The sequence below is a fragment of the uncultured Campylobacter sp. genome (assembly GCF_937997535.1).
Taxonomy (GTDB): Bacteria; Campylobacterota; Campylobacteria; order Campylobacterales; family Campylobacteraceae; genus Campylobacter_B.
Genome location: NZ_CALKTT010000080.1, coordinates 1 through 23,049, shown reverse-complemented (window position 1 = coordinate 23,049; position 23,049 = coordinate 1). Strand labels below are relative to the sequence as shown.

Below are 23,049 nucleotides of genomic sequence, written 5' to 3'. Positions count from 1 at the left end.
TAGTAAATTCGGGCTTTAGAAACGGTCAAATTTAATGAAATTTTAGCTTAAATTTTGTTACGGAATTTTACTTCGAAGGTTTTACATTCTGGATCTTACGGATTAAATTTTGACAAAATTTTAAGTTTAAAATGCTGTGATGAAATTTTGCTATCGTAAAATTCCGCCTCGATGGAATTTTGAGCCAACGCAATTCCGCAAAATTCTATGACTTAGATCATCGTAAAATTTTGCGGTTTAAAATTCGCGCCTGCAAAGCCTTGCGGCTCTATGATCTTGAGAATTCCACGATCGCTTTGGCAAGCTCTCTAGTAGGATCGACGAAAATTTTATCGCTTTTGATTAACGGCAAAAATAGCGGCAGCTCAGTGCAGGCAACGACATAAATATCAGCATCGATTTTGCCTAGCAAATTCTCAAAAGCCCCCACGTATTCGGCAGTCTTGCCCGCCTTAACTCCTTTGTAGATGCAATCCATCAAAACCGCTTGATTTTCTTCGCCAAGTTCCACGCTGATTAGCCCTGCTTCTTTAAGCGGATCGTCGTAAATTTTAGCTTTTTTTGTACCGATAGTGGCTAGCACAGCTATTTTATGGGCGTTTGGATAATTTTTGCGGATCGCTTTTACGGTGACCTCAGCAATATGAATTAGCGGGATTTCCGCCGCAGCTTCTACATCGTCTGCGAAAAAATGCGCCGTGTTACACGCCATCGCAAACGCCTTGCAGCCTGCATTTTTGAGCCTAACAGCGCTCTCGCTTAGGCGCGGAAGCGGATTTTCACCTTTGCCTAAGATAAACGCCGTGCGATCTTCGATCTGCGGATAGCTATCGATTACAAGCGGAATATTTTCTTGATCGCTGCTCGCCGCAGTCTCTTCTATGATCTTCATATACAGATCCGCACTCGCCAAAGGCCCCATTCCGCCGATAATTCCAACTCTTTTCATAGCTCGTCCTTTCTAAATTTTACTTGGGTTAATTCTCCCACTTACTCATATCCATTTCGTTTTCGCTCTTTGCGACGTAGATTGACGCGACAACATCGCCCGTTACGTTCATCGAGGTTCGCCCCATATCCAAAATCGCGTCAATGCCCAAAATCATTCCGTAAGCGATCGCTACGTTACCACTTACCTTGACGCCGATAGATTCGAGCACTAAAAGCAGCATTAGCGCACCGGCTCCCGGAACTCCAGCAGTTCCAATCGCCGCAAGCATCGAAGTGATGATGATCGTGAGGTAGTGGCTGCTGTTTAGATCGATACCGCAAGCATTAGCGATAAAGAGCGTGCACACGCCCAAATACACGGTCGTGCCGTTCATATTCACCGTAGCACCCACAGGTAAAACAAAGCCGTAGATCGCCTTTGGAATGCCCATATCTTCGGCGGTTTGCATCGTAATCGGAAGCGTGCCGTTGGAGCTGCGGGTAACAAAAGCCGTAAGCATCGGCGGACGCACTTTTTTAAGGAATTTAATCGGGCTAACTCCGATAAGCATACAAATAACGCAATAAACCGCAAATACTTGAATCGCAAGTCCCACGTATAGGGTAATCGTGACATTTAATAGCGAGCTGAAAGCCTCGATACCGCTTTTATTAAACACTACAAACATTAGCGCAAAAACGCCGATTGGTGCGTATTGCATTACCCAGTGCACGACCTTAAACATAATTTCGCTCATTCCATCGAAAAAATTATAAACCGTATCAGCGGAATTTTTAATACGAGCATCACTACTGTCGCGACAAAACGCAAGCCCTACGCCAAGAAATAAGCAAAACGCGATGATCGGCAAAATTTCGCCCTTGGCTATGGAATCAAAAGGATTCGTAGGAATTATATTAAGCAAAATTTTACTCATACTAGGCGCGTTCGCTGCCTTTTCGACAGCCTTGGACGCATCGCTTAGATCAAGCCCGCTACCTGGAGAAAATATAAACGCACACACTAGGCCGATGACGATCGCAAAAAGCGTCGTTATAGCGTAAAATATGATCGCCTTAACGCCTACTTTGCCCAGGTGCGCGGGCGAGATGCTGCTCGTGCCCACGATGAGCGAACAGATAATGATCGGCACCATAATCATCTTTAAAAGTCTCACAAAAAGATCTCCCAAAGGCGTTAAAATCGCCACCCACGTGGTATCACCCACCGGCATATTTTTAGGTAGTAACATACCAATCGCAGAGCCCAACACTAAAGCGATAATGATGCGCCAAAGTAAGCTTGAGTTAAAATAAAAGGCTAAAATTCCGCCTTTTTTCGTTTGATTTTCTGACATGGACATCTCCCTGCACTAAGAATTTTAACGGAATTCTACTGCAACTTGCCATAAAATAAAATTTAATCGGTCGCCAAATGAAAGTTAAATTTGAAAATTCAATCGCGAGCTTAACCAAATTTTAAAGCTGAAATTATGCGGCAAGCTTTGTCTTTTGAAGTTATGAAGCGGAATTTCAAAGGAAAAACGACGCATGAAATTTATAGAATTTTGCGAATTTCGATGCGGTAAAAAGCTAAAATTTTGTGGTGGTGGGCTCACTAGGACTTGAACCTAGGACCATCCGGTTATGAGCCGGATGCTCTAACCAACTGAGCTATGAGCCCGCCAGCGGTGAAAAAGAAATGTGATTTTACAAAAATAATCTTAAAACGGCGTTAAAATTCTAACCGCAGAATTTTATGAAACTTAGGCCCGCTCAAATTGTGGCTAAATTTCACGCCAGAGCGCGCGACTTTATCTGATTTCCGATCAGATCACTTTCGTGCGCACAAAGCGGCGTAAATTTAAGACAAAATTTATATATTCCGGCTCTTAAATCCGCCGCCATAATCTAATCCGCCCTTAAATCGCGTGAATTAATAGCTTTTTACTTGAATAGGCTCCGATAACATTTTAGGGACGCCGGGTAGCTCATACGCTCCCCGGCAGATGTTATTTTCGGCATCGGGGCCTTTTGCGATAGTGATCGTTTTCTTTTTGCCATCCACGCTGATTAGGAAGCATTTATCTCCCTTTAAGCTTTTTAGATACGCAGAATTCGCTCCGTTAGGCTCTAGCGGAACATTCGTCATAACCGAAAAATCGGATGCGAATTTGCCTTGGGAGATATAGTAAGCGTCTAGATCGTATTTAACGGTACTTAAATTTGTCGCTAATCTAGAAATCTCCGCATCATCTCTAGTAGTCAGCCCCGGTTCCGCAATCGCTACTGCAGGCAAGGCAATCGCTACGATACAAACTGTAGCTATTATCGTCGCTACGGATACTTTTTGGGGCGTTACGTCGTATTCGCAGTTTTGTAGCGGCACTGCGGCGACGGCAAGCGAGCTTTTATTTTTGCGCACCATATCGTGTGTAAAGGGCAAAAAATAAGAATTTGCCGTATTCCATAAGACCTAATCCCGCGGGAGCAGTTCGACTAAAACGGTTAAGGATTAAACCCGACAAATAGGTCAAGATAGCAAGGATCCAACCAGCCATAAAAAACCAAATAATGTTGCCTAAAATACGCATATTTTACCTCTTTATAAATTATGTAAATCAAGCAAGCCGCCTGTTACAGACGTTGCACAGCCTACCATTGCTTTTGCGGCGTATTTAATGCGACCCGCACGCTATGCCGCACAAAACGAGTCTTGTACGCGCAAAATTTTCCATGCGCAAAACAACTACGGAATGATAAGGGATGGGGTTTAACGATTGGCAACAAACGCTTTTCATCGATAAAATTTTAGTATGCAAATAACTGCGGCGATGGTGTTTAAAAAATTTAAATTTGTTTTAAAAAATATTAGAAATTCTAAAATTTCGACGCAGAAATTTAAAAAATTTTATAAATTTTCATGAAATTTGCAGATCAAAATTTTAAAATTTTTACGATACGGCGAAGCGAATTCTTAAAATTTTACTATGGCTTTTAGCGCAAAATCTTCCTAATTGGGATACAAGATAGAAATTCCAAATCAAATTTTCGCAACATGCAGCGCTTCCTTAATTATTAATTTAAAATTTTACACGTGAAATTTCCACTCTACACAGTGCGGCGTATTTCTGCCAGTATAAAATTCGCAAGCAAAATTCCAACCTCGCAAACTCAAAAGCAGACGGCAATTACTTCTTGAAATTCTAGCACCGCTTGTCCGCGGACAAATATCGCGTTACTTTACAAAATTTCAGCCTCACGACGCAAGGCCGCCTCGCATTTCGTTCAGACGGCGACACGTCCGCACGCCGCTATGGCGTCTCGTCGCCGTCTTGGTTTTGAAGCGCGTCCGCTTCGCTCTCCGCCGCGATCGCCTCGAGGCTTAAAATTTCATCGACGTCCTCCAGCTGCGCTACGCCGTTTCCTGCGATGCTTCTGATGCTTGCGTGCATCGCGATCGCGCCGTCTCGCGCACGCGCGATCTGTTTTTCACGCTGTTTCCAGATGCGCTCCATCGCGTTGCGCTCCTTATTTAGGCTCTCTTGCATGCCGACGAATGCCGATACGATCGTCTTTATCTGGTTTGCAAACTCGGGCGAGGTTAGATAGTCGTAGAGCATCGCCGTTTTGCTATCTTGATTTTGCCCCGATCTTTTAGCAAACGCAAGCGCCACGACGTGTTCGCGCAAGACGGCGCAAAGCCCCTTAAATTCCTCAAACGAACAGATCCAGATGCTAGCATCGCTCGGCGCTTGGTGCAGCCTAGGGCTGTGAGGCGGCATCTGCTCGGTGACGATAACGCCGATCTGCGCGCCCTCGCCTATCATATCGTCTTTGAGTTTGTCGATCCATTTGGGCTCGAAGCTTTTCGTGCGCTTGCTCTCGTATAAAATTTTACCGCAGCCCGCAAACTCCCTCGTATGCACCATCTGTACGCAGTCCGCGCCGCGCGCGCCCTTTTTGACCTCATCTATCTCGTCCAAAGGAAAGTTTAGCCGCAGATACTCCTGCAGCGCGAGCTCCTGTACCTCGCCCTGAAGCTGCTGCGAGCCCACCTCAGAGCGGCGCTTGAGCTCGTTTATTTGACCGATCAGGCTTTGGATCTGCTCATCTTTTTGGCGGAATTTCAGCTCGTTTTCCTGCGAAATTTGCTTCGAAAGCCGCTCGCGCTCTTGGTTTACGCGGTTGGTTAGCTCGATCTCGGATTTAGCTTTATTCTCGGCTTCAAGCTCGCTAAATTTACGCTTCTGCGCTTCCATTTCGGCCTTTATTAAATTTAGCTCGGAAATTCTTTGCGATTTTTCTTGCAGCTCCTTTTGTAAAATTTCAAATTTCGCCGCATTTTCGCTCTCGATCTGAGATTTTGCGAGCGCTAAAATTTTCTCCCGCTCGCTGTTTAGCGCGGAATCGGTCGCCGCTTTTACGCGCTGCTCGAATGCGTTTTCCTTCGCTTGCAGCTGCGCCAGATGCTTCGCGTACTCCTCGCGCTTAGCGGCGATCTCGGCTTCAAATTTAAGCGTGGCTTCGTTTTGCTGCTGCTGCCACTTTCGCTTCTGCTGCAAAATTTCATCTTCAAATTTGGCCTTGATATCGCGCTGCAGCGCCTCGTCTATATCGATCTGCGAGCCGCAGTGCGGGCACTTTACGTTAGCCATTTTTGCTTCCCAAACTCTGCTCTTTCATCTTTTCAAATTCCTGCGAAATTTGTGCCGCATTGGGCTCATCCGCCATCTTATCGAGCACGGAGTTGTAGCGATTTACGAGCAGTATCGCAAGCGCCGAAAAGCAAAAACCGGGCAGCAGCTCGTAAACGACCGCCGAAAGCCCCGATAAGATCCAGCAAATGACCGTGATACCGCCTACGAGCATGCCTACTAGAGCCGAGAGTGCGCTCATCTTTTTAGAATACAGGCTGAAAAGCAGCACCGCTCCAAAGCTCGCGCCAAATCCCGCCCAAGCGTTACCCACGACGTTTAGCACCGTATCGTTTGAGCCGAACGCCAAGATCGCAGCGACTGCGGCGATGATCACGACGGCGATGCGGCTGCTTAGCGTCTGCGTGCGCTCGCTCACCTCTTTTTTATAAAACGCAAAGATAAAATCCTTCGTAACCGCGCTCGCGCTTACCAAAAGCTGACTTGAGATAGTGCTCATAATCGCCGCCAGCACAGCAGAGATTATCACGCCTAGGATGAATGGGTGAAAGAAAATTTTGCCAAGCTCTAGGAAAATTTTTTCGGGATCGTCTATGCTAAGGCCCTTTTGCGAGAAATACACAAAGCCGATCAGGCCGCTAAGCATCGCGCCTACTAGTCCTAGCACCATCCACGAAATTCCGATGCGGCGCGCGCTATCAAGCTCGCGCGAGCTTCTAATCGCCATAAAACGCACGATGATATGCGGCTGACCGAAGTATCCGAGCCCCCAAGCAAGTAGGCCCAAAACGCCCAAGAAGCTTTGATTGTAAAATAGATCGAGGTGGCTCGCGCCGTATAGCCGCACCTGCGCCAAAAAGGAGCTGTCCGCAGGGATCTGCAGCGCGCGATAAGAAAACAGAGGGATCAAAATAAGCACCGCAAACATCAGCGCGCCCTGAAACGCATCCGTGATCGCGACGGCCTTAAATCCGCCGAAAAAGGTATAAAACACGACGATTAAGATCGTAGCGACCGCGCCGTAGGTGAAATTTAGCCCGAAAAAGCTCTCAAATGTCTTGCCACCAGCGATGATGCCGCTGCTAACATAGAGCGTAAAAAATATGATGATCAAAAGCCCGGAGATGATGCGAAGCGTCTTGGTATGGTCTTTGAAGCGGTTTTCTAAAAAATCAGGGATCGTGACGCTGTCGCTTGCTACCTCGGTGTAAATTCTAAGCCTTTTTGCAAGAAATTTATAGTTGCACCACGCGCCCACGCAAAGTCCTAGGGCAATCCAGATATTGCAAATCCCCGTTGCGAACATCGCGCCCGGCACTCCCAAAAGCATCCAGCCACTCATATCGCTAGCGCCCGCGCTAAGTGCCGTTACGAATGGGCCCAGGCGGCGGTTATCGAGCAGATACTCGCTTAAGCTCGCATTCTTGTCATAATAATACCTACCTATAAAAATAAGCGCGCCGAAATATATCGCGATTGCGCAATAGGTCCAAAAGCTCATCGTTGCCTCCTTTTAAAAAAGCTAATTTTACTCTATTTCAAATAAAATTTTACTTTCGGAATTTAGCCAGATTTTAACGAAATTTTAGTATTCTTACCGTTTAAATTTTAAGAAAAAGGCGCCTTGGTTGAACGAGAAAATTTTAAAGGTCGTATTTGTTTTGACTGTAATCGCCGTGGGGCTTTATTTCACCTATCCCGAACTGAGCGAAGCGCAAAAAATTTCATACGCCAAAAGTTACGGCATCACTCTTATTTTGACCTCCGGCGGCATTGTGATCGGTATCGCATTAGGATTTATGCTGGCATTTTTAAAATTTCTAAACAATAAATTTTTAAGCTTCATTATCGACGAATACGTAGATATCATCCGCGGAACTCCAATCGTTATCCAGCTTATGGTGTTCGTGTTTATTATCTTTGCTACGTGGAGCAATAATATCGCAGCTGCGATCTTTGCGCTAGGGCTTAATAGCTCCGCCTACGTCGCGGAGATCGTGCGCAGCGGTATAAATAGCGTCGATCGCGGCCAGATGGAAGCTGCGCGTGCGATGGGTCTAGGCTACGGCACAGCGATGAAAGAGATCGTCTTTCCGCAGGCGATAAAAAACATCCTGCCCGCGCTTGCGAATGAATTTATAAGCCTTTTTAAAGAAACCTCGGTCGTGGGCCTCGTAGCAATTACCGATCTTACATTCTTTTCAAAAAGCATGCAGGCGGCGCTTTATACCGTCCAGCCGATACTTTTTGCCGCAGTGCTTTACTATGCAAGCGTGAAATTTTTCTCGTTTTTAGTAAAAATGCTAGAAAGTAGGCTAAACCGCAATGATTGAAATATCAAATTTAACCAAATCCTACGGCAATTTATCGGTATTAAAAGGAATTTCAAAGACCATAAATAAAGGCGATATCGTAGCGATCATCGGTCCAAGCGGCGGCGGCAAATCGACCTTTTTGCGCTGCTTAAATCTGCTTGAAATTCCAAGCGGCGGCACTATTAAAATAGACGGCGAGGATATTACCGATAAGCACACTGATATTAATAAAATTCGCCGCAAAGTTAGTATGGTCTTTCAGCATTTCAACCTCTTTGCAAATAAAAACGTGCTGGAAAATTTAACTCTAGCGCCCATAAAAGCGGGCATTTATACTAAAGAACAAGCCTACGCAAAAGCAGAGGAGCTGCTGCAAAAGGTCGGTCTTAGCAATAAGGCCTATACTTATCCACACAAGCTTAGCGGCGGGCAAAAGCAACGCATCGCAATCGCTAGAAGTTTGGCGGTAAATCCGGACGTGATTTTATTCGACGAGCCCACCTCGGCATTAGATCCAGAGATGATCGGCGAGGTGTTAGGTATAATGAAAGAGGTCGCCAAAGAGGGCATTACGATGCTTGTGGTAACGCACGAGATGGGCTTTGCACGCAATGTCGCGAATAGGATTTTTTTTATGGAGGGCGGCAAGATCGCTGTGGACGATACGCCTAAAAACGTATTTGAAAATCCGCAAAATCCGAGATTGAAAGAATTTTTAAATAAAATTTTAAACCACTAAAGGAGAGGGAAATGAAAAAATTTATGAGATTTCTAGTTGCGAGCGCGTTGTTTTGCGGTTCGCTAGTCGCTAAAGACATCACCAAAGATACGCTTATCGTAGGCACGAACGCCGAGTATCCGCCGTTTGAGTTTGTGGATGAAAACTCCAAAGTCACCGGCTTTGATATGGATTTGGTAGCCGAGCTTGCCAAGCGCGCGGGGGTGAAATATGAAATTTTAAATATGAGCTTTGACGGGCTAATCCCTGCGATTAAAAGCGGCAAAATCGATATGATCGCCTCGGGAATGAGCGCGACGCCGGCTCGTAAAAAGGCTATCGATTTCACGGCTCCTTACTACAAGGTCGAAAATTTATACGTCAAACGCAAGGACGATAGCTCGTTAAATTCCAAAGCCGACTTGCAGGGCAAGCGCCTTGCCGCGCAGCTAGGCACTATTCAGGAGCTTGCGATCAGAGACATCAAAGGCGCCGAGGTTAGCGCTACGGAGAACGTTTTTGTAGCCGTCATGTCGCTTAAAAACAAAAAGATCGACGCACTTTGCGTGGATTCATCCGTGGGCTACGAGTATCTTAAGAAAAATGACGATCTAACCGCATTTTTTAAAGAATCCGACGGCAGCGAAGGCTTTTCGATCGCATTCGATAAGGGCAAGTATCCCGAGCTGCTAGCTAAGTTTAACGCAGCGCTTGAGGAGATGAAAAAGGACGGCAGCTACGAAAAGCTTTTGGAAAAGTATAATTTAAAATAATCCGCAAAATTTAGGCGCAAATTCTGCAATAGGAATTTGCGCCGCCTAAGAGGAATCCTATGAAAAAGATATTTTTAGCACTTGCGATTTTGCTCTGCACGCAGAGCTTTGCGGAGCAAAAAGATAGATACGGCATCGCTGCGTTTGCAGGTCTTGGCGATGACGGCAGAACCTTTGTTTTTACCTTCAGAAAGGCTCAAAAAGATCGTTTCTTTCCCTGCGACTTAAAAAATTTAAACATAATCGCCGCGGGCACTTCTAGGTGCATAACGGACGCTAAGGAGCTTAAAAAATTCGACAAAGAATATAAAAAAGCTCTCGAGTCTGTGATAAAACCCGGCAAGCGCTACTACGTAAATTTAATTGATCGTGGCAATGACGCCTATATTTGCGACGTAAGCGATCCTAAAAGCAATCTGCGATTGGACCTAGTGGCGGCGGGATTTGCCGTACCGATAACCGACGATAGCGAACTTCTTTTAAAAGCCGCTGAGGAAGCCAAAGAGGCTAAACGCGGAATGTATAGCGCAAAATTTTGGGATGTTACTAACTGCATTCTAAACGGCGTGCCGATGCCGAAAAAGATAGATGAGTGAAATTTACGCGCTTAGCAACGATGTCTTAACGCCGCCGCAAACTATCTTTTCGCAGATAGATGAAATTTTGCGCTGCGGCGTAAAGCTCGTGCAGTATCGCAGCAAGCTCGCCGCGCAGGATGAAGCTTTAATCCGCTCTCTTATCGGTCTTTGCGAAGATTACGGCGCCAAACTCATCATCAACGACGATGCGGCGCTCGCCAAAAAGCTTGGCGCGCACGGCGTGCATATCGGAAAGGATGACGGCGAGACGGCGCAGGTGCGCGAGTTTTTAGGCGCGGATAAGATCATCGGCGTTAGCTGCTATGCTGATCTTACTCGCGCGCAAAAGGCCGAGGCGCAGGGCGCTAGCTACGTAGCCTTCGGCTCGCTAAGGCGCGGCAAGACAAAGCCCGATGCGCCGCTTTGCCCCGATGCGCTCGTGCAAGAGGCGCGAAAATCTTTAAACCTTCCAATCGCCGTAATCGGCGGTATAAGCTTAGAAAATTTAAATGAAATTTTAGCCCTCAAGCCCGATTATATCGCGATGGTAGAGGCGATCTACAGACCCGCTTCGATTACGCAGAATTTAGCAAATTTAAAGGAAAAAATGGATGAATATATTTGACGCCGTGATTTTAGGCATCGTCGAGGGGCTGACGGAGTTTCTGCCCGTAAGCTCGACCGGGCACATGATCCTGGCCGCTAAACTGATGGGTTTGCAGCAGACCGACACGCTTAAATGCTTCGAGGTCGTTATCCAGCTAGGCTCGATCCTAGCGGTCGTCGCGATGTTTTACAAGCGGCTTTTGGTCGATTTTAAGCTCTGGTGCAAGCTCGTCGTGGGTTTCATCCCCACTGCAGCGATCGGCTTTTTACTGTATAAAAGCATCAAATCGCTATTCGCGCCGCAGACCGTCGCCTACGCGCTGATCGGCTGGGGCGTTATTTTTATCGCAGTCGAGCTCTTTCGCAAGGCGCGCCCTAGGGACGGCGAGCTAGAGCATCTGGATCAAATTTCATACGCTCAGGCCTTTATCATCGGGCTTTCGCAATGTTTTGCGATGGTGCCGGGTACTTCGCGCAGCGGCGCCACCATCATCGCAGGGCTTTTGTGCGGGCTAAGCAGAAACCTAGCCGCGCGCTTTAGCTTCCTGCTCGCGATCCCTACGATGTTTGCGGCGACTTTTTACGACACCTATAAAAATTTAGACACCTTCGCGCAAAACTCCGACAATATCACGACCTTTCTCGTAGGCGGCGTAGTGGCGTTCGTCGTGGCGCTTGCGGCGATCAAGCTATTTCTAAGCTTCGTTTCGAAGTTTGATTTCATCCCGTTTGGAATTTATAGAATTCTAATCGGCGCTATCTTTTTCATCTTCGTTTTTTAAACGCAATCATCAAAGGAATTTCATGAGCCTAGCAAAAAATATCGGCGCATTTTTGAAAGACAGATTTAGCCTCCTATCGGTATTTGACGGCGCAGTGTTAAACGCATACGCGCTAGTTTTAGCATTAAATTTATCGCTTGGGTTGCTTCTTATCGCACGCGGCGGCGAGATACTCCCCGCGCAGGCGCTGTTTTTCGTGGCGTCTGCGATCTGCGGCGTGACGATACTTTTTTTCGCGCTTTACGCGCTTAGCTTTTACAGCGCTAGGCTATATAAAATTCTCGCCTTTGCGCTATTGGCGATAAACGTAGCCTTCTCGATCGCTCAGATTTTTTTGATCTTTAGCCTGGAGCTTACCTACTCGCACGGCACGCTGGACGCGCTAGTGCAAACGACGCCTAAGGAGGCCTTTGAGTTCGCGCATGCGTTTTTAAATTTCAAGCTTATCGCGGCTTTTTTGGCGCTTTTGATCTTCGTCTTCGCCGCTCTTAGGCTTAGAGTGAGCCAGCGAGTGCGGATGAAGCTATGTCGCGCGATAAAGCTAGCCTTTTTGCTTAGCTTGCTCGTTTTTATCGCGCATGCGGCGTTTAAAAGCTACGTAGCCAAAAGCTCGAAAATGCGCGCCAGCATCATAATCGCGCTAAATAAAATTCCGATTTATAACTTTGCTTTCGTTACGAAGGATTATTTCGGCGCCGATTTTAAAAGCGTGCGCGAGCTGCAAGCCGGATACCAAAGCATTTACACCTCGCATTCGCATAAAACCACGCCAAACCGCATCTCAAACGTCGTTTCCATCATCGGAGAGAGCCTGCAGCGAAATTTTATGAGCTTATACGGCTACTATCTGCCCACTACGCCGAATCTGCAAGCGCTTGAGCAAAGCGGAAATTTAATCGCTTTTAGCGACGTCGTCTCGCCGGGTGCCAAGACCAACGACGTGTTAAAATACGTGCTAAATTTCGGAAATTACGAGAGCGAAAAACAGCGCCCGTGGAGCGCCAACCTCGACATCGTAAATCTCGCACGGCTGGCAAACTACGAGACCTTTTGGATCAGCAACCAGGAGCGCTACGGGCAGTGGGCGGTCGCAAGCGGCGCGAGCGCGCAGATGACGGATCACTCGGACTTTACGAACCAGATCCCGGTTTACAAATACGCCTACTCGCTCGACGAAGTTATGCTTCCGAGTATAAAAAATTTCAAATCGGGCGCGAGAAAATCGCCCCTTGCACGCAAGGATGAAAGCTCCGCCGCAGAGGTGGGCGGCACGCAGATGAAGGATAAATTTTTCATCCTTCATCTAATGGGCTCGCACCCGAGCTACGAGTTTCGCTATCCGAAAAGCTTTGCTAAATTTAGCGCCGCGGACATCTCGCGCGAGCCGCTTGATGAGGGGCAGAAAAAAGAGCTTGCACACTACCTAAACACCGTGGCTTACAACGATTTTATCGTGAGCGAAATTTATAAAATTTTTGCGAGCGACAACACGCTGATAGTCTATTTCAGCGACCACGCTCAGAGTCTTTATCAATACCGCGGCAAGCTGATCCACGGCGGCATCAACCGCTTCACGCTCGAAATCCCGCTGATTTTCATGGCGTCGGATAAGTTCAAAGAGCAAAACGCTGATCTTTGGGCGCGCATCGCGGCAGCCAAAAATAGGCCGTTTTTAAACGACGATCTCATCCACGCGATTGCAGAAATTTTAGAGATGACCGATCTACCGGAGTACGATCCCGCTCGCTCGGTGATCAATGCTGATTTTAACGCCTCGCGTCCGCGCATCATCGAGGGGGTCGATTACGATAAGGTTTATAGGCTGCAGAAGGAATTCGGCGAGTAAATTCGGTGGAATTTTGCGCCTTTTAGCAGCGCAGAATTTCGCCTCTTAAAATCTACGCTCTTATCGCAAGCGGCTCGCGCCTTAATTTAGTTTTCGCACGGGCGCATATTTTCGCCGCCACGGGCTATGCAGTAAAATTTCTCGCCGCAGAAGTCTGCCGAGTAAAATTCAGCTTTGTAAAATTTCAAAATTTGGCGGCTAAAATTCCACAACGCAGAATTTTCCATACGTTCACGAAATATAAAATTTGCAAAGCTAATTCGAATAGCGAAATTTTGAAATTTCGGAATTTTAAAATTTGGCGGTGTAAAAATTTATCCGCACGGCACGGAATTCTACCGCTTAAATTTCACGGCGCAAAACTCCTCAGCACAAAATTTACCGCCAGAATTCAGCTCGCAATTTAAAATTTCAAAATTCTAAGCCGTAAAATTTAAAAGCGGCTATTGCTACAAAATTTAGCGAGCTTAATTTACGCTGCCGCAGCGGTATTTGCCCGCTACAAAGGTGATTTTATCGCGGATCTGAGCGATCTGTCTTAGCGCCTCCGCCAAGAAATCCACGTCGCTCTCGTCGTGGATGAACGAGAAGCTAGCCCGTACCCAAGCGGGTTTGCGCGACATTTCGGTATCGGGCTGTAAGCCGAGCAGATCAAAGCCGTAAGGTGCTGCACAGTCGCAGCCTGCGCGGGTTTGGATCTCAAATTTCTGCCCGAGCACCCCGGCTAGCGCATCCGCGCCAAGCCCTTGCATATTGAAAGCAAAGATCGGCACGCGCGGCGCGGTCAGATTGCCGTAAATTTCAATCTCGGGGATTTTTGAAATTTCGCTTATGAAACGTCTGCAGATCGCCTCTTCGCGCGATTTGATCGCCTCTAGCCCCGCGCTTTTGCGAAGCTTTAGGGCAAGATAGGTTCGCACCAGCGCGATGATACCCGGCGTGCCCGCCTCCTCTAAGCGCTCCTTATCGATTATAAAGCGCTGCGTTAGGGCATCTGCGTATTTGATCGTGCCGCCCCCCGCGAATGTCGGCTCCTCACCGCGCAAAAGCTCCTTTCGCACCGCCAAAATCCCGCTAGCGCCCACGCCGCCCAAAAGCTTGTGTGCGCCGAAAAACATGCCGTCGCAAAAGCCGAGATCTACGTTTTCGTGCGCGATGAGCGCGCTAGCGTCCACAAACAGCCGCCCGCCGTGCGCTTTTAGCATCAAGTAAGCACGCTTGTAATCAAGCTTAAGCCCCGTCACGTTCGATGCCGCGGTAAGCACGCCGTAAATTTCGCGCCCTTTGTTTGTGGATAAAATTTCGCCCAGCCGCGCAAAGTCCATCAGCCCGCTTGGATCCAGCGGCACGCGCACGACCTCGCAAAGCCCCTGCCTTAGGCTGATCTCCACGGAATGATGCTCAAAGGGCGAGATGATGAAAAGCGGCAGATCTTTTAGGCTCTCGCGCCGCAAGCCGAGCCTATCTCGCGTCGCTGGCGGCAGGTAGATGCCTAGAATTTCCCAAAGCTTCTTAATCGCCGCGGTCGCGCCAAAACCGCAGGAGATCAGGTAGTAGCGCTCCTCGCAGCCCAGAAGCTCTTTGATTTTCGCCCTTGCATTTTCGTAGTAATCGCTCGTAATCTCGGCGTTGGCTCCGCCTGCGGAGTGGACGTTGGCGTATGTTGCAAGCACGCGCTCGATCTCCGCTTCTATAGGGCGATACGCAAGGCCCGAGGCGGCGCAATCGAAGTATTTGACCCCCTCTTTTAAGATGATATTTTCTTTGATCGTTTGAAAATCCAAAGCGCGACTCCAAAATTTTTGCAAATTATATCCAAACTCGCTAAAATTACGCCCGCAAGGAGGGCGAAATTTACGAGCTAAAAGACACTGCGCGAAATTTAGGCGATGCCGATATCGACGCGATTTTGCAGTTTCATTTCGTATTTGACGAGATAGGCTGTATAAGCGGCTACGCGGACGTTTTCGAAGCGATCGAAAATGAAATTTTGCTCTGCTTTGAACGTCTCGGCGAGCGCTTTAAATTCGGCGGCGAGTGTGAAGAGCAGATCAAAAAAGCGCTGATGAAATTTGCTAGAAGCGACCGCAAAAAAATAGGAATTTCAAAAATCTTGCCGCGATTTACGGCACAAAAAATCACTGCAGACCTCATAAACGCGAAGTTTTTAATCACCGAAAAATCAAGCGAGCAAAGGGCGCAAAAAGAGCGCAAAAATGACCGCCTCCCGCGCGCGCTGCGCCGCTACCATATCACCGACAAGGTCCATTTTAGCAGCAACTTTGCGAGGTTTTGGTTTAGATTTATCGAGCCGAATCTGCCCGCGCTGCGACGCGGCGAAATAGGGCGCGTGCTAAGCCTAATCAAAGCGGATTTCAACGCCTACGCGGGGCTCGGGTTTGAAATTTTAAGCAAGGAGCTACTCGCGAAGTATCTAAATTTAGAGATTTCGCAAATTTCAAGCTTCTGGAACAAAGAGGTCGAGATTGACATCTACGCGAAATTTGAGAGCTTTTGCGTCGCGGGCGAGTGCAAATACAAGGAGCGAAAAATTTCAAAAAACGTGCTAAACGAGCTCATGCTCAAATGCGAAAAAGCGCACCTCGCGCCCGATCTGCTCGCGCTGTTTTCCAAAAGCGGCTTTAGCGGCGAGCTGCATAACCTAAAAAGCGATAAAATTTTACTCTTTTCGCTCGAGGATTTTAAAATTTTACTTTGAATACGGACGTAAAATCAATGATTATAAGGGAATTATCATGAAAAATAGGGTCTTGGCAGCATCGTTAGGCGTGCTTTTGAGCTTAAGCTTGGCTGGATGCGATAGGGGAGAAATAGAGGATATTCAAACGGAGGATTTTTATGCCGCCAATCCGGATAAAGCAAAAAGCGTCTCCGAGGCGTGCGCCCTAGCCGATCTATCGAAAGAATCAGCAGAGATTTACGACAACTGCGAACGAGCCGTCATGGCGTATTTTAAAATCTTCTATAAAAGTATGATGCAAGCGGCATCAAGGCAAGAGGTAAAGGCGCAAGATGAAAAACAAAAAGCTATGTGCGAGCGCAAAGAGGTGCGAAATACGGAATTCGACGTGGAATGCTTTCTGTTTCTAGCCGTCACGGGTTTGCCGATAAACTCTACAGCGCCTAAAAATAGGCTGACTTATCTACTGGAGGAATGCAGAAATGATACAATCAGCCCGAAATGTAGGCTTTTAAGAAAGGAGATAAAGTTTCTCAAGGAAGACCTTAGAATGAGCAAAGAAGAGGTCTACGAGGCATTATCGAAAAAATTGCAAATCGTGATAAAAGACTATATTGATTTTTACGTATCGCAAGGTAGATTCGACGAAAATCCAAACAAGATAACAAGCATGACGGTCGAGCAGATAGCTCCAAACTCGATTAGCATAGGCACGACGAGCTATGTCAGCTGCTTTACTATAACCGCAATCGATACGGGTAAAAACGCTATTTTGGAGATACGAAAAGGCGCAAGCCAAAATGATGAATTATGCATGGAAACATATAAATTGCCCGAAGTTACAAAAATTTTAAATGAAAACGGCGGCGTTATTAGGCTTAGATAGCAAAAATTTTATATTTCAAATTTAATTACAAAGTCTTAAGAGTTTAATTTTAAAAACTGAAATTCCGCCGCTTGAAATTTTAAAGCGGCGGAATTTTGTGAAATTTCAGCTCGCGCAGGCGGCTTGTACTACTGCGAGCAAACTCGCGCTGTCCGCGCACAAACCCCGCGCCATAAATTCCTCAAATTTAGACTATTTTTTCACCTTGATCACGTATGGCACCGATTTGATCACGCCTTTGGAAAAGAGCGTCTTGGTGTCCGCATACACGGCATCAAGCTCGGCCTTTGAGACGTCCGCATCGCTTACCTGCACGTCCTTGTTATAGTATTTCTCGATCACGTCGATCGCGCCCTTTTGATCGCTCGGCGAGAGGGCTTTTAGATGCTTTAAAATCAGCGCCGATTTGATAAACGCGCTTTTGCCGTGCACCGGCGCAAAGATCAATTTTACATTGCTGTTGCGAAGATGCTTCGTGATCCTTTTCATCTCCTCGGCGCAATACGGGCACTCTGGATCGCCCACGATGTAGGTCACATAGGGATTGTTTTTATCAAACGACTCGATATAGGCAAATCTCGCGGGATCTATGCTCTTTAGCAGCTCAAGCGCGGCGGCGTCCCTGGCGTCCTTTAAAATTTGAGTTCTCATCTTAAATAGCGCTGCATCCGCCGCGTCCGCAAGCTTAGGCTCCTCCGTCACTGCCACTAGGCTTTTGCCGTCGTCGCTAGCTAAAAACGCCTCTTTTTTATCGCCCGAGCGGACGATTAGTAAATTTAGCCCGTTTAGCGAGTTTAGCTTATCGATCGAGATGAGCTGAGCGTTTTTATCATTTAGACTTTGCTTTAGGTTTTTTACGAACTCCGCTTCGTTCGCATTCGCGCCAAGCACAAAAGCCGCACATACAGCCAAAACGTAGATAATTTTTTTCATAGCTTCCCTCCCCTTAAAATTTCGCCAATTATATCAATTTAAAATAAAATTTGTTATAATCGCGCCTCATTAATTTAAGGAGAAATTTATGGCTTATTCAATGGGCGATCTAAAAAAAGGTCTAAAAATCGAGGTGGACGGAATTCCGTTTAAAATCATAGAATACCAACACGTAAAACCGGGCAAAGGACCTGCTTTCGTGCGCGTTAAAATAAAATCTTTCATTGATGGCAAGGTGCTTGAAAAGACCTTCCACGCGGGCGATAAATGCGAGGCGCCGAATCTTGAGGAAAAAGAGATGCAGTATCTCTACGACGATGGCGAGGCGTGTCAGTTCATGGATACGGCTAGCTACGAACAGATCGCGATTAGCGACGAGGATGTGGGCGAGGCGAAAAAATGGATGCTAGATGGTATGATGGTAAATATAATGTTTTACAACGGCAAAGCGATCGGCGTGGATGTACCGCAGGTGGTGGAGCTTAAAATCGTAGAAACTGCGCCAAATTTCCGCGGCGATACGCAGGGCAGCAACAAAAAGCCCGCCACGCTTGAGACCGGCGCCGTGGTACAGATCCCATTTCACGTGCTCGAAGGTGAGGTCATCCGCGTTGACACCGTCCGCGGCGAGTATATCGAGCGCGCAAATAAATAATCCCCCCTGTTTTTGCGAAATTTTGATTTCGCAAAAATTCCTCTTTCTTTTAAAATTTATAAACTCCGAGCGATAAATTTAAACCGCGACCGTCACGTAAATTTTAATTAAAATGACTTTTTGGATTCGCCGAAATGCGGGATAATTTAGTCTAAATTTTACGCAGCGCTGATTTTGGCAAAATTTAGGATGGTTTTACGATTAAATTTAGGGATATGAAATTTGAGTATAAAAAACGCCCGAAAGCAAATCTTGCGACCCACTTTCGGGCTTTGAGCTAGGCTGCAACTTTAATTAGATTTAAAATTTCACCTTCACTTGGAAAACGAGGCTTAGCAAAATCTTTATTAAAGAAAAGCTTTCTGCCGTCAACTTCTACTAGAAAGTCTCCGCTGCCACCAGGGACCAACTCGACAACTGCATCCTTATAGACGCTTGTTATTTCATCTCTCACACGGAGAGCTTGCGGTCTATAAGATCAAGAATTACAATAAGTAATTACAACCTTCATCTTTATTCCTTTCTAAAAAAAGTGCCACATTGTAGCCAAACTAGCTTAAATTTTAATATAAAGGCTCAATTTCGCGCGCCTCAGCATTTAAAAATTTATGAGCGAAATTTCGTCGTTTGCAAAGCTCTAAATTTCACTACTGCAAGCTTGAAGCTAGTCCTCAAATTTTAAAATTTCATCGTAGCAGAGATAAAAATCGCAGCCGTGCGTATGGAATTTCTTATCGCCGTGAAAGTGCCCGAAATACCACTGCTCAGGCCTTACGAGCTCAAAGATCTGCTGCAGATACTCAGACGTTTTATCGGGAGTACTTTTGCCGCACCAAAGGTATTCTTTTAAAAATTTCATCGCAAACCACGGCGCCGTGTGGCTCAGCACCGCATCGATCCGCCCGCCCGCGGCGATGAAATCGCGCGCATTTTGCATAGCACAAGCAAACTCCTCCTCGCTTGGAATCTCGCGCGCCCACCAGCTAAGCCCCGGTATCCGATGCGCCTTATCGACGCTAAGCGCACCGCCGAAGCACAAAAAATGTCGCCCTGCAATCTCGTAAATTTCGCCGCGCCGCAGCCAAAATATATTTTCGCCGCCCACGCTCACGGTGCCGCCGAATTTCCGCTCGCGCGGCAGCTCATCCAACATATCGAAATTTTCGTGATTGCCGTCAATAAAAAGAAGCGTAGCGGGGAAATATCTTTCTATATTTTTGCGCGCCATAAACTCATCTATCCGCTCGCTCCAAAATAGCCCGAAATCTCCGAGCACGATGACGAAATCATCGGCGCTAAGCCCGCCCGCAAAAGCCTTGTTCGTTATTTTACCGATCTCGTTTATGCCGTGTGTATCGCCGCAAAGATATATCATCTGCCTCTCCTTTTTTGCTTTCTTAAATTTAACTCGCCGCGCTTTGTCGCAACCCATGCGAATGAAATTTGAAGCGCTAAATTTACGCGGCACACGCGTCGCACAGACCTTTCGCCCCTAGCCGTAACCACATAAATTTAATCCAAATTAAAAGCGTAAATTTAGGCGACGTATTTTAAAAGCACAGGCATCAAGCTTGTTGCCGTATAAATTTGAAGCTGCAGTTTTCAATTTTAAATTTCGCAGCGCAGATTCTAAGCGGCGAAATCCAAGTAGGCGCAGCTTTGCTTACTGCCGCTAAATTTTAAATTTAGCGACTAACTTTGTAAATTTTACGGCGAGCCGCCTAAATTTAAAGATTAATTTTAAAGCCTGCCGCGCAATTTCGTCGCCAGCGCTGCGCCGATTTTTTCGTAGCCCTCTTTTTGCAAGTGGATTTCGTCAGGGCGGATCAGCCCACGCTCGCGCCAGCCGCGCCAGCCGCCATCCTCATCCATAAGACCGGCTATGTCGTAAAACATCGCCCCTTCGTCTCGCGCCAGATGCGCTAGCACCTCCGCAGCGCGTGAGGCGTTTGGCACTTTAGGGCTTCGCGGCGGCGCTACGAGCAGGATTTTCGCACCGGGAGCTACAGAGCGGACAGAGCGAAGCAGCCCACGGACGCTTTGGTAGAATTTTTGCTCATCAAATTTCGGATCCATTGCGTCGTTTGTACCGTAAGCTATGACTACGAGATCGTATCTAAGTCCCGAAAAATCCCTACCAAAGGCATCTGCGCCCCATTTTTCGTAGAGGTTGCTAAACGCGCCGTTGCTCGCGCAAGAGTCTGCAAAGCGCGCGTTTTTACGGTAAATTTTATATCCTCCAAGCTCTGCTCCGTCACGCAGCGATCGAATTTCGATCGGAAATCTAAGTCGCAGCTTAGAATACTCCCATTTCTGCGGCACTTCTTGCGAAATATACGCGCTTAGCCCACTTGCATCGCGCACGCGAAAAATCTCGCCGCCCTGATCCGATTTATGTAAAATTTCGACGTAAAAATCGCCGCTAAGCTGCTTTAGCTCCAGTCGCACATTAGCGCCCTTTTTGCCGGTAGCGATCACTCCGCATAGCGGAAAATCGGGGTCTTGCTCGGTGCGAGACGAGATCACATTAAAGCCGCTTTGCTTAAATTCTATATTTTCGCTTTTGTGATATTTAGGCATCATTGCAGGCACGAAGCCGACGCTGTTTTGCACGAAAAAACCATGTCTGAAAGCATCTATCAGCGCATCGCTTCCTAAGTGCGAATCACCAAAAAATTTCACTCCAAAGCCCGCAGAGCTTTTTGCGTTTGCAGAATTTATGCCACGAACGCCTGCGTTTGCCGCGCATCCGCCTAATAATGCGGCAAATAAAATCACTATAAATTTACTCAACTTCAATCCTTGATAAAATTTCTTTCGCTACCGCTTCGCAACCCTCTTTGCTCATATGAATGCCGTCGTCTTGGCGCACGCGCACGAACTTGGAGCCGCTTTGCAGATAGGTTTTATAGACGCCTTTTTCGCACACCAGCGGGGTTGTTTGCATAAAATACCCGCCAAGCGCCATACTGGCGTCTGCATATATTTGATTTAGCAGCTGCGTTTTCTCCTCAAAATCCGGCTTTTGCATACACGGCATCGCTAGCCACAGCACTCCCGCGCCGTGCGAGTGCGCCGTATCGTAGATCTCGCGCACTCTTGAGGCGTAAAACTCTCGCCAGCGCGGCGTTTTAATGCCATAAGTTTTACCCCCTGCGCGGTACTCCCAGACGTCGTTGGCGCCCAGCAGCACGACTACGAGCTTAACGCCGCCATTCTCTCTAAGCGCGGTATCGAGCGTCTTTTGCCAGTCAAAAGATTTCTTGCTCGCAAGCCCCGTAGATTGCTTGCTAAGATCGATCACCCTCAGGCTTCGCTTCGGGAAAAATTTCTTAGCGTTCATCCCCACGTATTGCATCAGGCTATCGCCGATAAAAAGCACCTCATCGCCTGCATTTAGGCGGATCTTGCCATCGTCGCTAAGCGAAATTTTAGCATCAATCTCCGCGGAGCTTTGCGTCGTTAAATTCTGCTCCAAGGCCTGTGTAGCAGGGAGTTGAGAATTGGAATTTTCGCCGCTTTGCAAGGTTGCGCTTGCCGTGACGGGATTTTGCGACGCAGCGGAGCTGCGCGGCACAGAGCTTGTTGTAGCCAGGCTTTGTGACACGGAATTTTGCGAAGTAGAATTTTTAGAAGCGGAATTTGGTGCGTAAGGCTCCTGCGCCGAATCGCGCGTCTTTGAATGATGCGCAGAATTATTTAAGGCAGAATTCTTCGCAGCATGGGTTTGCGGCTTGCTACCTTGCGACTTAACGCTTTGCAAAGCATCGTGATCTCGCGCCCCCATACTTTGCAAAGCTTGATTTTCCGCCATACGATCTTGCGCAGATTTTTTAAAATTTTCGCTTCCGCTATGCGGACTTGCGTCCTCATCCTTGCTAATGTCCTCGCCTTTGATACGCTGCTCAAGCTTATCTGCGCCATTTGCAATCTTTTCGTAGATCTCTCCGCCTACGCGAAACGGCGAGTGGCGCAGCCATTCTTCTAGCCCAAAGTCATCGTGAAATCGCTGCTCCAAATAATAAAGCAGCGAGCCTTGCATAAAAAATGCCGAGAAAAGCAGCGCAAAAAGCAGAGTCGAAACAAACCTAAGCATCTAAAATCCTGCGTAGATGAAATTTGGAATTCCGCTTGGCATCAGCGCAAAAATCAGCGTGAAGATCATGCCGAGCACGAGAGCTTTAGGCAAAAACGGCAGCTCGGCAAAAAGCGCGATCAAAGTATCTTTAAGAGCTGAAATTTTAGGATAAACAAAAATCCCCGCTAAAATCACCGCAAGCACCGCTAGCTCGCTAATATCTCCGAAAGCTCGTGCGCGGGCAAAAGCACCCAAAATCGCCGCTGCATCTGGAAGGGAATTGGCGAAAAAAATCCAAGCGAAACTTACAAAAATATAGGTGCAAAATAGCGCCAAATGCGGATTTAGCGGCTTTACGCCCACTTTAGCAAGACATTTTAAAAACACAAGCGCCACTCCGTGCAAAAGCCCCCAAATCAAAAAATTTAATCCCGCGCCGTGCCATATGCCTGATAGCGCAAACGCGATTAGCAAATTTACGCAGGTACGTGCAAAACCCTTGCGCGAGCCGCCGAGCGGGATATAAATATAATCACGTATAAACGTGGATAAGCTGATATGCCAGCGATCCCAAAACTCGCCTAAATTCT

The 23,049-nt window shown here is 47.1% G+C and carries 23 protein-coding genes and 1 tRNA gene; 10 read left to right on the top strand and 14 right to left on the bottom strand.

Translation table 11 applies throughout. The features are described from left to right. Positions 1-268: 268 nt before the first annotated feature. From Q0117_RS07560 to putP, 7 genes are all read right to left on the bottom strand, one after another. Positions 269-949: an amino acid racemase gene (locus Q0117_RS07560; RefSeq protein WP_297924247.1), complete on the bottom strand. Its 681-nt coding sequence runs from the start codon at positions 947-949 to the stop codon at positions 269-271. Between the two features lie 28 nt (positions 950-977). Further along, positions 978-2,288 carry a dicarboxylate/amino acid:cation symporter gene (locus Q0117_RS07555; RefSeq protein ID WP_297924245.1) on the bottom strand — a complete coding sequence of 437 codons (1,311 nt, stop codon included), beginning with the start codon at positions 2,286-2,288 and terminating at the stop codon, positions 978-980. A gap of 249 nt (positions 2,289-2,537) precedes the next feature. Then, positions 2,538-2,614: transfer RNA gene (locus tag Q0117_RS07550), tRNA-Ile, on the bottom strand. A 252-nt stretch (positions 2,615-2,866) separates the two neighbouring features. After that, the gene (locus Q0117_RS07545) at positions 2,867-3,376 is read right to left on the bottom strand and encodes a hypothetical protein (protein WP_297924243.1); all 510 of its coding nucleotides are present in this window, start codon (positions 3,374-3,376) and stop codon (positions 2,867-2,869) included. After that, the gene (locus tag Q0117_RS10660) at positions 3,342-3,491 is read right to left on the bottom strand and encodes a hypothetical protein (protein WP_366807799.1); all 150 of its coding nucleotides are present in this window, start codon (positions 3,489-3,491) and stop codon (positions 3,342-3,344) included. Before Q0117_RS10660 ends, Q0117_RS07545 begins: the two co-directional genes overlap by 35 nt. Positions 3,492-4,244: 753 nt before the next feature. Continuing rightward, positions 4,245-5,588: a DUF2130 domain-containing protein gene (locus tag Q0117_RS07540; protein ID WP_297924241.1), complete on the bottom strand. Its 1,344-nt coding sequence runs from the start codon at positions 5,586-5,588 to the stop codon at positions 4,245-4,247. Beyond that, the gene (gene putP / locus Q0117_RS07535) at positions 5,581-7,089 is read right to left on the bottom strand and encodes a sodium/proline symporter PutP (RefSeq protein WP_297924239.1); all 1,509 of its coding nucleotides are present in this window, start codon (positions 7,087-7,089) and stop codon (positions 5,581-5,583) included. Before putP ends, Q0117_RS07540 begins: the two co-directional genes overlap by 8 nt. Before the next feature lie 169 nt (positions 7,090-7,258). Here putP and Q0117_RS07530 point away from each other — a divergent pair, with 169 nt between their 5' ends. The 7 genes from Q0117_RS07530 to Q0117_RS07500 are packed head-to-tail and all read left to right on the top strand — an operon-like array spanning position 7,259 to position 13,206. Further along, entirely contained in the window at positions 7,259-7,921 is a 663-nt protein-coding gene (locus tag Q0117_RS07530; RefSeq protein ID WP_291940149.1) for an amino acid ABC transporter permease, read from the top strand. Continuing rightward, on the top strand, positions 7,914-8,642 hold the full coding sequence (locus Q0117_RS07525) for an amino acid ABC transporter ATP-binding protein (protein ID WP_297924237.1): 729 nt from the start codon (positions 7,914-7,916) through the stop codon (positions 8,640-8,642). Before Q0117_RS07530 ends, Q0117_RS07525 begins: the two co-directional genes overlap by 8 nt. Before the next feature lie 11 nt (positions 8,643-8,653). Further along, positions 8,654-9,394: a basic amino acid ABC transporter substrate-binding protein gene (locus tag Q0117_RS07520; protein ID WP_297924235.1), complete on the top strand. Its 741-nt coding sequence runs from the start codon at positions 8,654-8,656 to the stop codon at positions 9,392-9,394. 59 nt (positions 9,395-9,453) lie between these two features. After that, entirely contained in the window at positions 9,454-9,990 is a 537-nt protein-coding gene (locus Q0117_RS07515; RefSeq protein WP_297924233.1) for a hypothetical protein, read from the top strand. Beyond that, complete coding sequence (thiE, locus tag Q0117_RS07510) at positions 9,983-10,597, top strand: thiamine phosphate synthase (protein WP_297924231.1); 615 nt, start codon at positions 9,983-9,985, stop codon at positions 10,595-10,597. Before Q0117_RS07515 ends, thiE begins: the two co-directional genes overlap by 8 nt. Continuing rightward, a complete protein-coding gene (locus Q0117_RS07505) occupies positions 10,584-11,360 on the top strand; it encodes an undecaprenyl-diphosphate phosphatase (protein ID WP_297924229.1) in 777 nt (258 codons plus the stop codon). Before thiE ends, Q0117_RS07505 begins: the two co-directional genes overlap by 14 nt. Before the next feature lie 22 nt (positions 11,361-11,382). Then, positions 11,383-13,206, top strand: a complete 1,824-nt coding sequence (locus Q0117_RS07500; RefSeq protein ID WP_297924227.1) for a phosphoethanolamine transferase — start codon at positions 11,383-11,385, stop codon at positions 13,204-13,206. A gap of 467 nt (positions 13,207-13,673) precedes the next feature. Here the strand turns inward: Q0117_RS07500 and Q0117_RS07495 are convergent, their stop codons facing one another. After that, the gene (locus Q0117_RS07495) at positions 13,674-15,014 is read right to left on the bottom strand and encodes an aminotransferase class V-fold PLP-dependent enzyme (RefSeq protein WP_297924224.1); all 1,341 of its coding nucleotides are present in this window, start codon (positions 15,012-15,014) and stop codon (positions 13,674-13,676) included. A 101-nt stretch (positions 15,015-15,115) separates the two neighbouring features. Here Q0117_RS07495 and Q0117_RS07490 point away from each other — a divergent pair, with 101 nt between their 5' ends. Beyond that, on the top strand, positions 15,116-15,925 hold the full coding sequence (locus tag Q0117_RS07490; protein ID WP_297924222.1) for a DUF234 domain-containing protein: 810 nt from the start codon (positions 15,116-15,118) through the stop codon (positions 15,923-15,925). 37 nt (positions 15,926-15,962) lie between these two features. After that, positions 15,963-16,793: a hypothetical protein gene (locus tag Q0117_RS07485; protein WP_297924220.1), complete on the top strand. Its 831-nt coding sequence runs from the start codon at positions 15,963-15,965 to the stop codon at positions 16,791-16,793. Between the two features lie 192 nt (positions 16,794-16,985). Here the strand turns inward: Q0117_RS07485 and Q0117_RS07480 are convergent, their stop codons facing one another. After that, on the bottom strand, positions 16,986-17,726 hold the full coding sequence (locus Q0117_RS07480; RefSeq protein ID WP_297924218.1) for a hypothetical protein: 741 nt from the start codon (positions 17,724-17,726) through the stop codon (positions 16,986-16,988). An 88-nt stretch (positions 17,727-17,814) separates the two neighbouring features. Here Q0117_RS07480 and efp point away from each other — a divergent pair, with 88 nt between their 5' ends. Next, positions 17,815-18,381, top strand: coding sequence for an elongation factor P (gene efp / locus Q0117_RS07475; protein ID WP_297924216.1), 567 nt, complete (start codon positions 17,815-17,817; stop codon positions 18,379-18,381). A gap of 277 nt (positions 18,382-18,658) precedes the next feature. On the opposite strand, the gene Q0117_RS07470 is transcribed toward efp, so the two are convergent. From Q0117_RS07470 to Q0117_RS07450, 5 genes are all read right to left on the bottom strand, one after another. Next, positions 18,659-18,892, bottom strand: coding sequence for a SelT/SelW/SelH family (seleno)protein (locus Q0117_RS07470; protein WP_291940039.1), 234 nt, complete (start codon positions 18,890-18,892; stop codon positions 18,659-18,661). Between the two features lie 153 nt (positions 18,893-19,045). After that, complete coding sequence (locus tag Q0117_RS07465; RefSeq protein ID WP_297924214.1) at positions 19,046-19,756, bottom strand: metallophosphoesterase; 711 nt, start codon at positions 19,754-19,756, stop codon at positions 19,046-19,048. A 365-nt stretch (positions 19,757-20,121) separates the two neighbouring features. Then, entirely contained in the window at positions 20,122-21,174 is a 1,053-nt protein-coding gene (locus tag Q0117_RS07460; protein ID WP_297924212.1) for a GDSL-type esterase/lipase family protein, read from the bottom strand. Continuing rightward, on the bottom strand, positions 21,167-22,477 hold the full coding sequence (locus Q0117_RS07455) for a DUF459 domain-containing protein (RefSeq protein WP_297924210.1): 1,311 nt from the start codon (positions 22,475-22,477) through the stop codon (positions 21,167-21,169). Before Q0117_RS07455 ends, Q0117_RS07460 begins: the two co-directional genes overlap by 8 nt. Beyond that, positions 22,478-23,049 (bottom strand): MBOAT family O-acyltransferase (locus tag Q0117_RS07450; protein WP_297924208.1); only part of this gene is annotated, 572 nt, incomplete at its 5' end.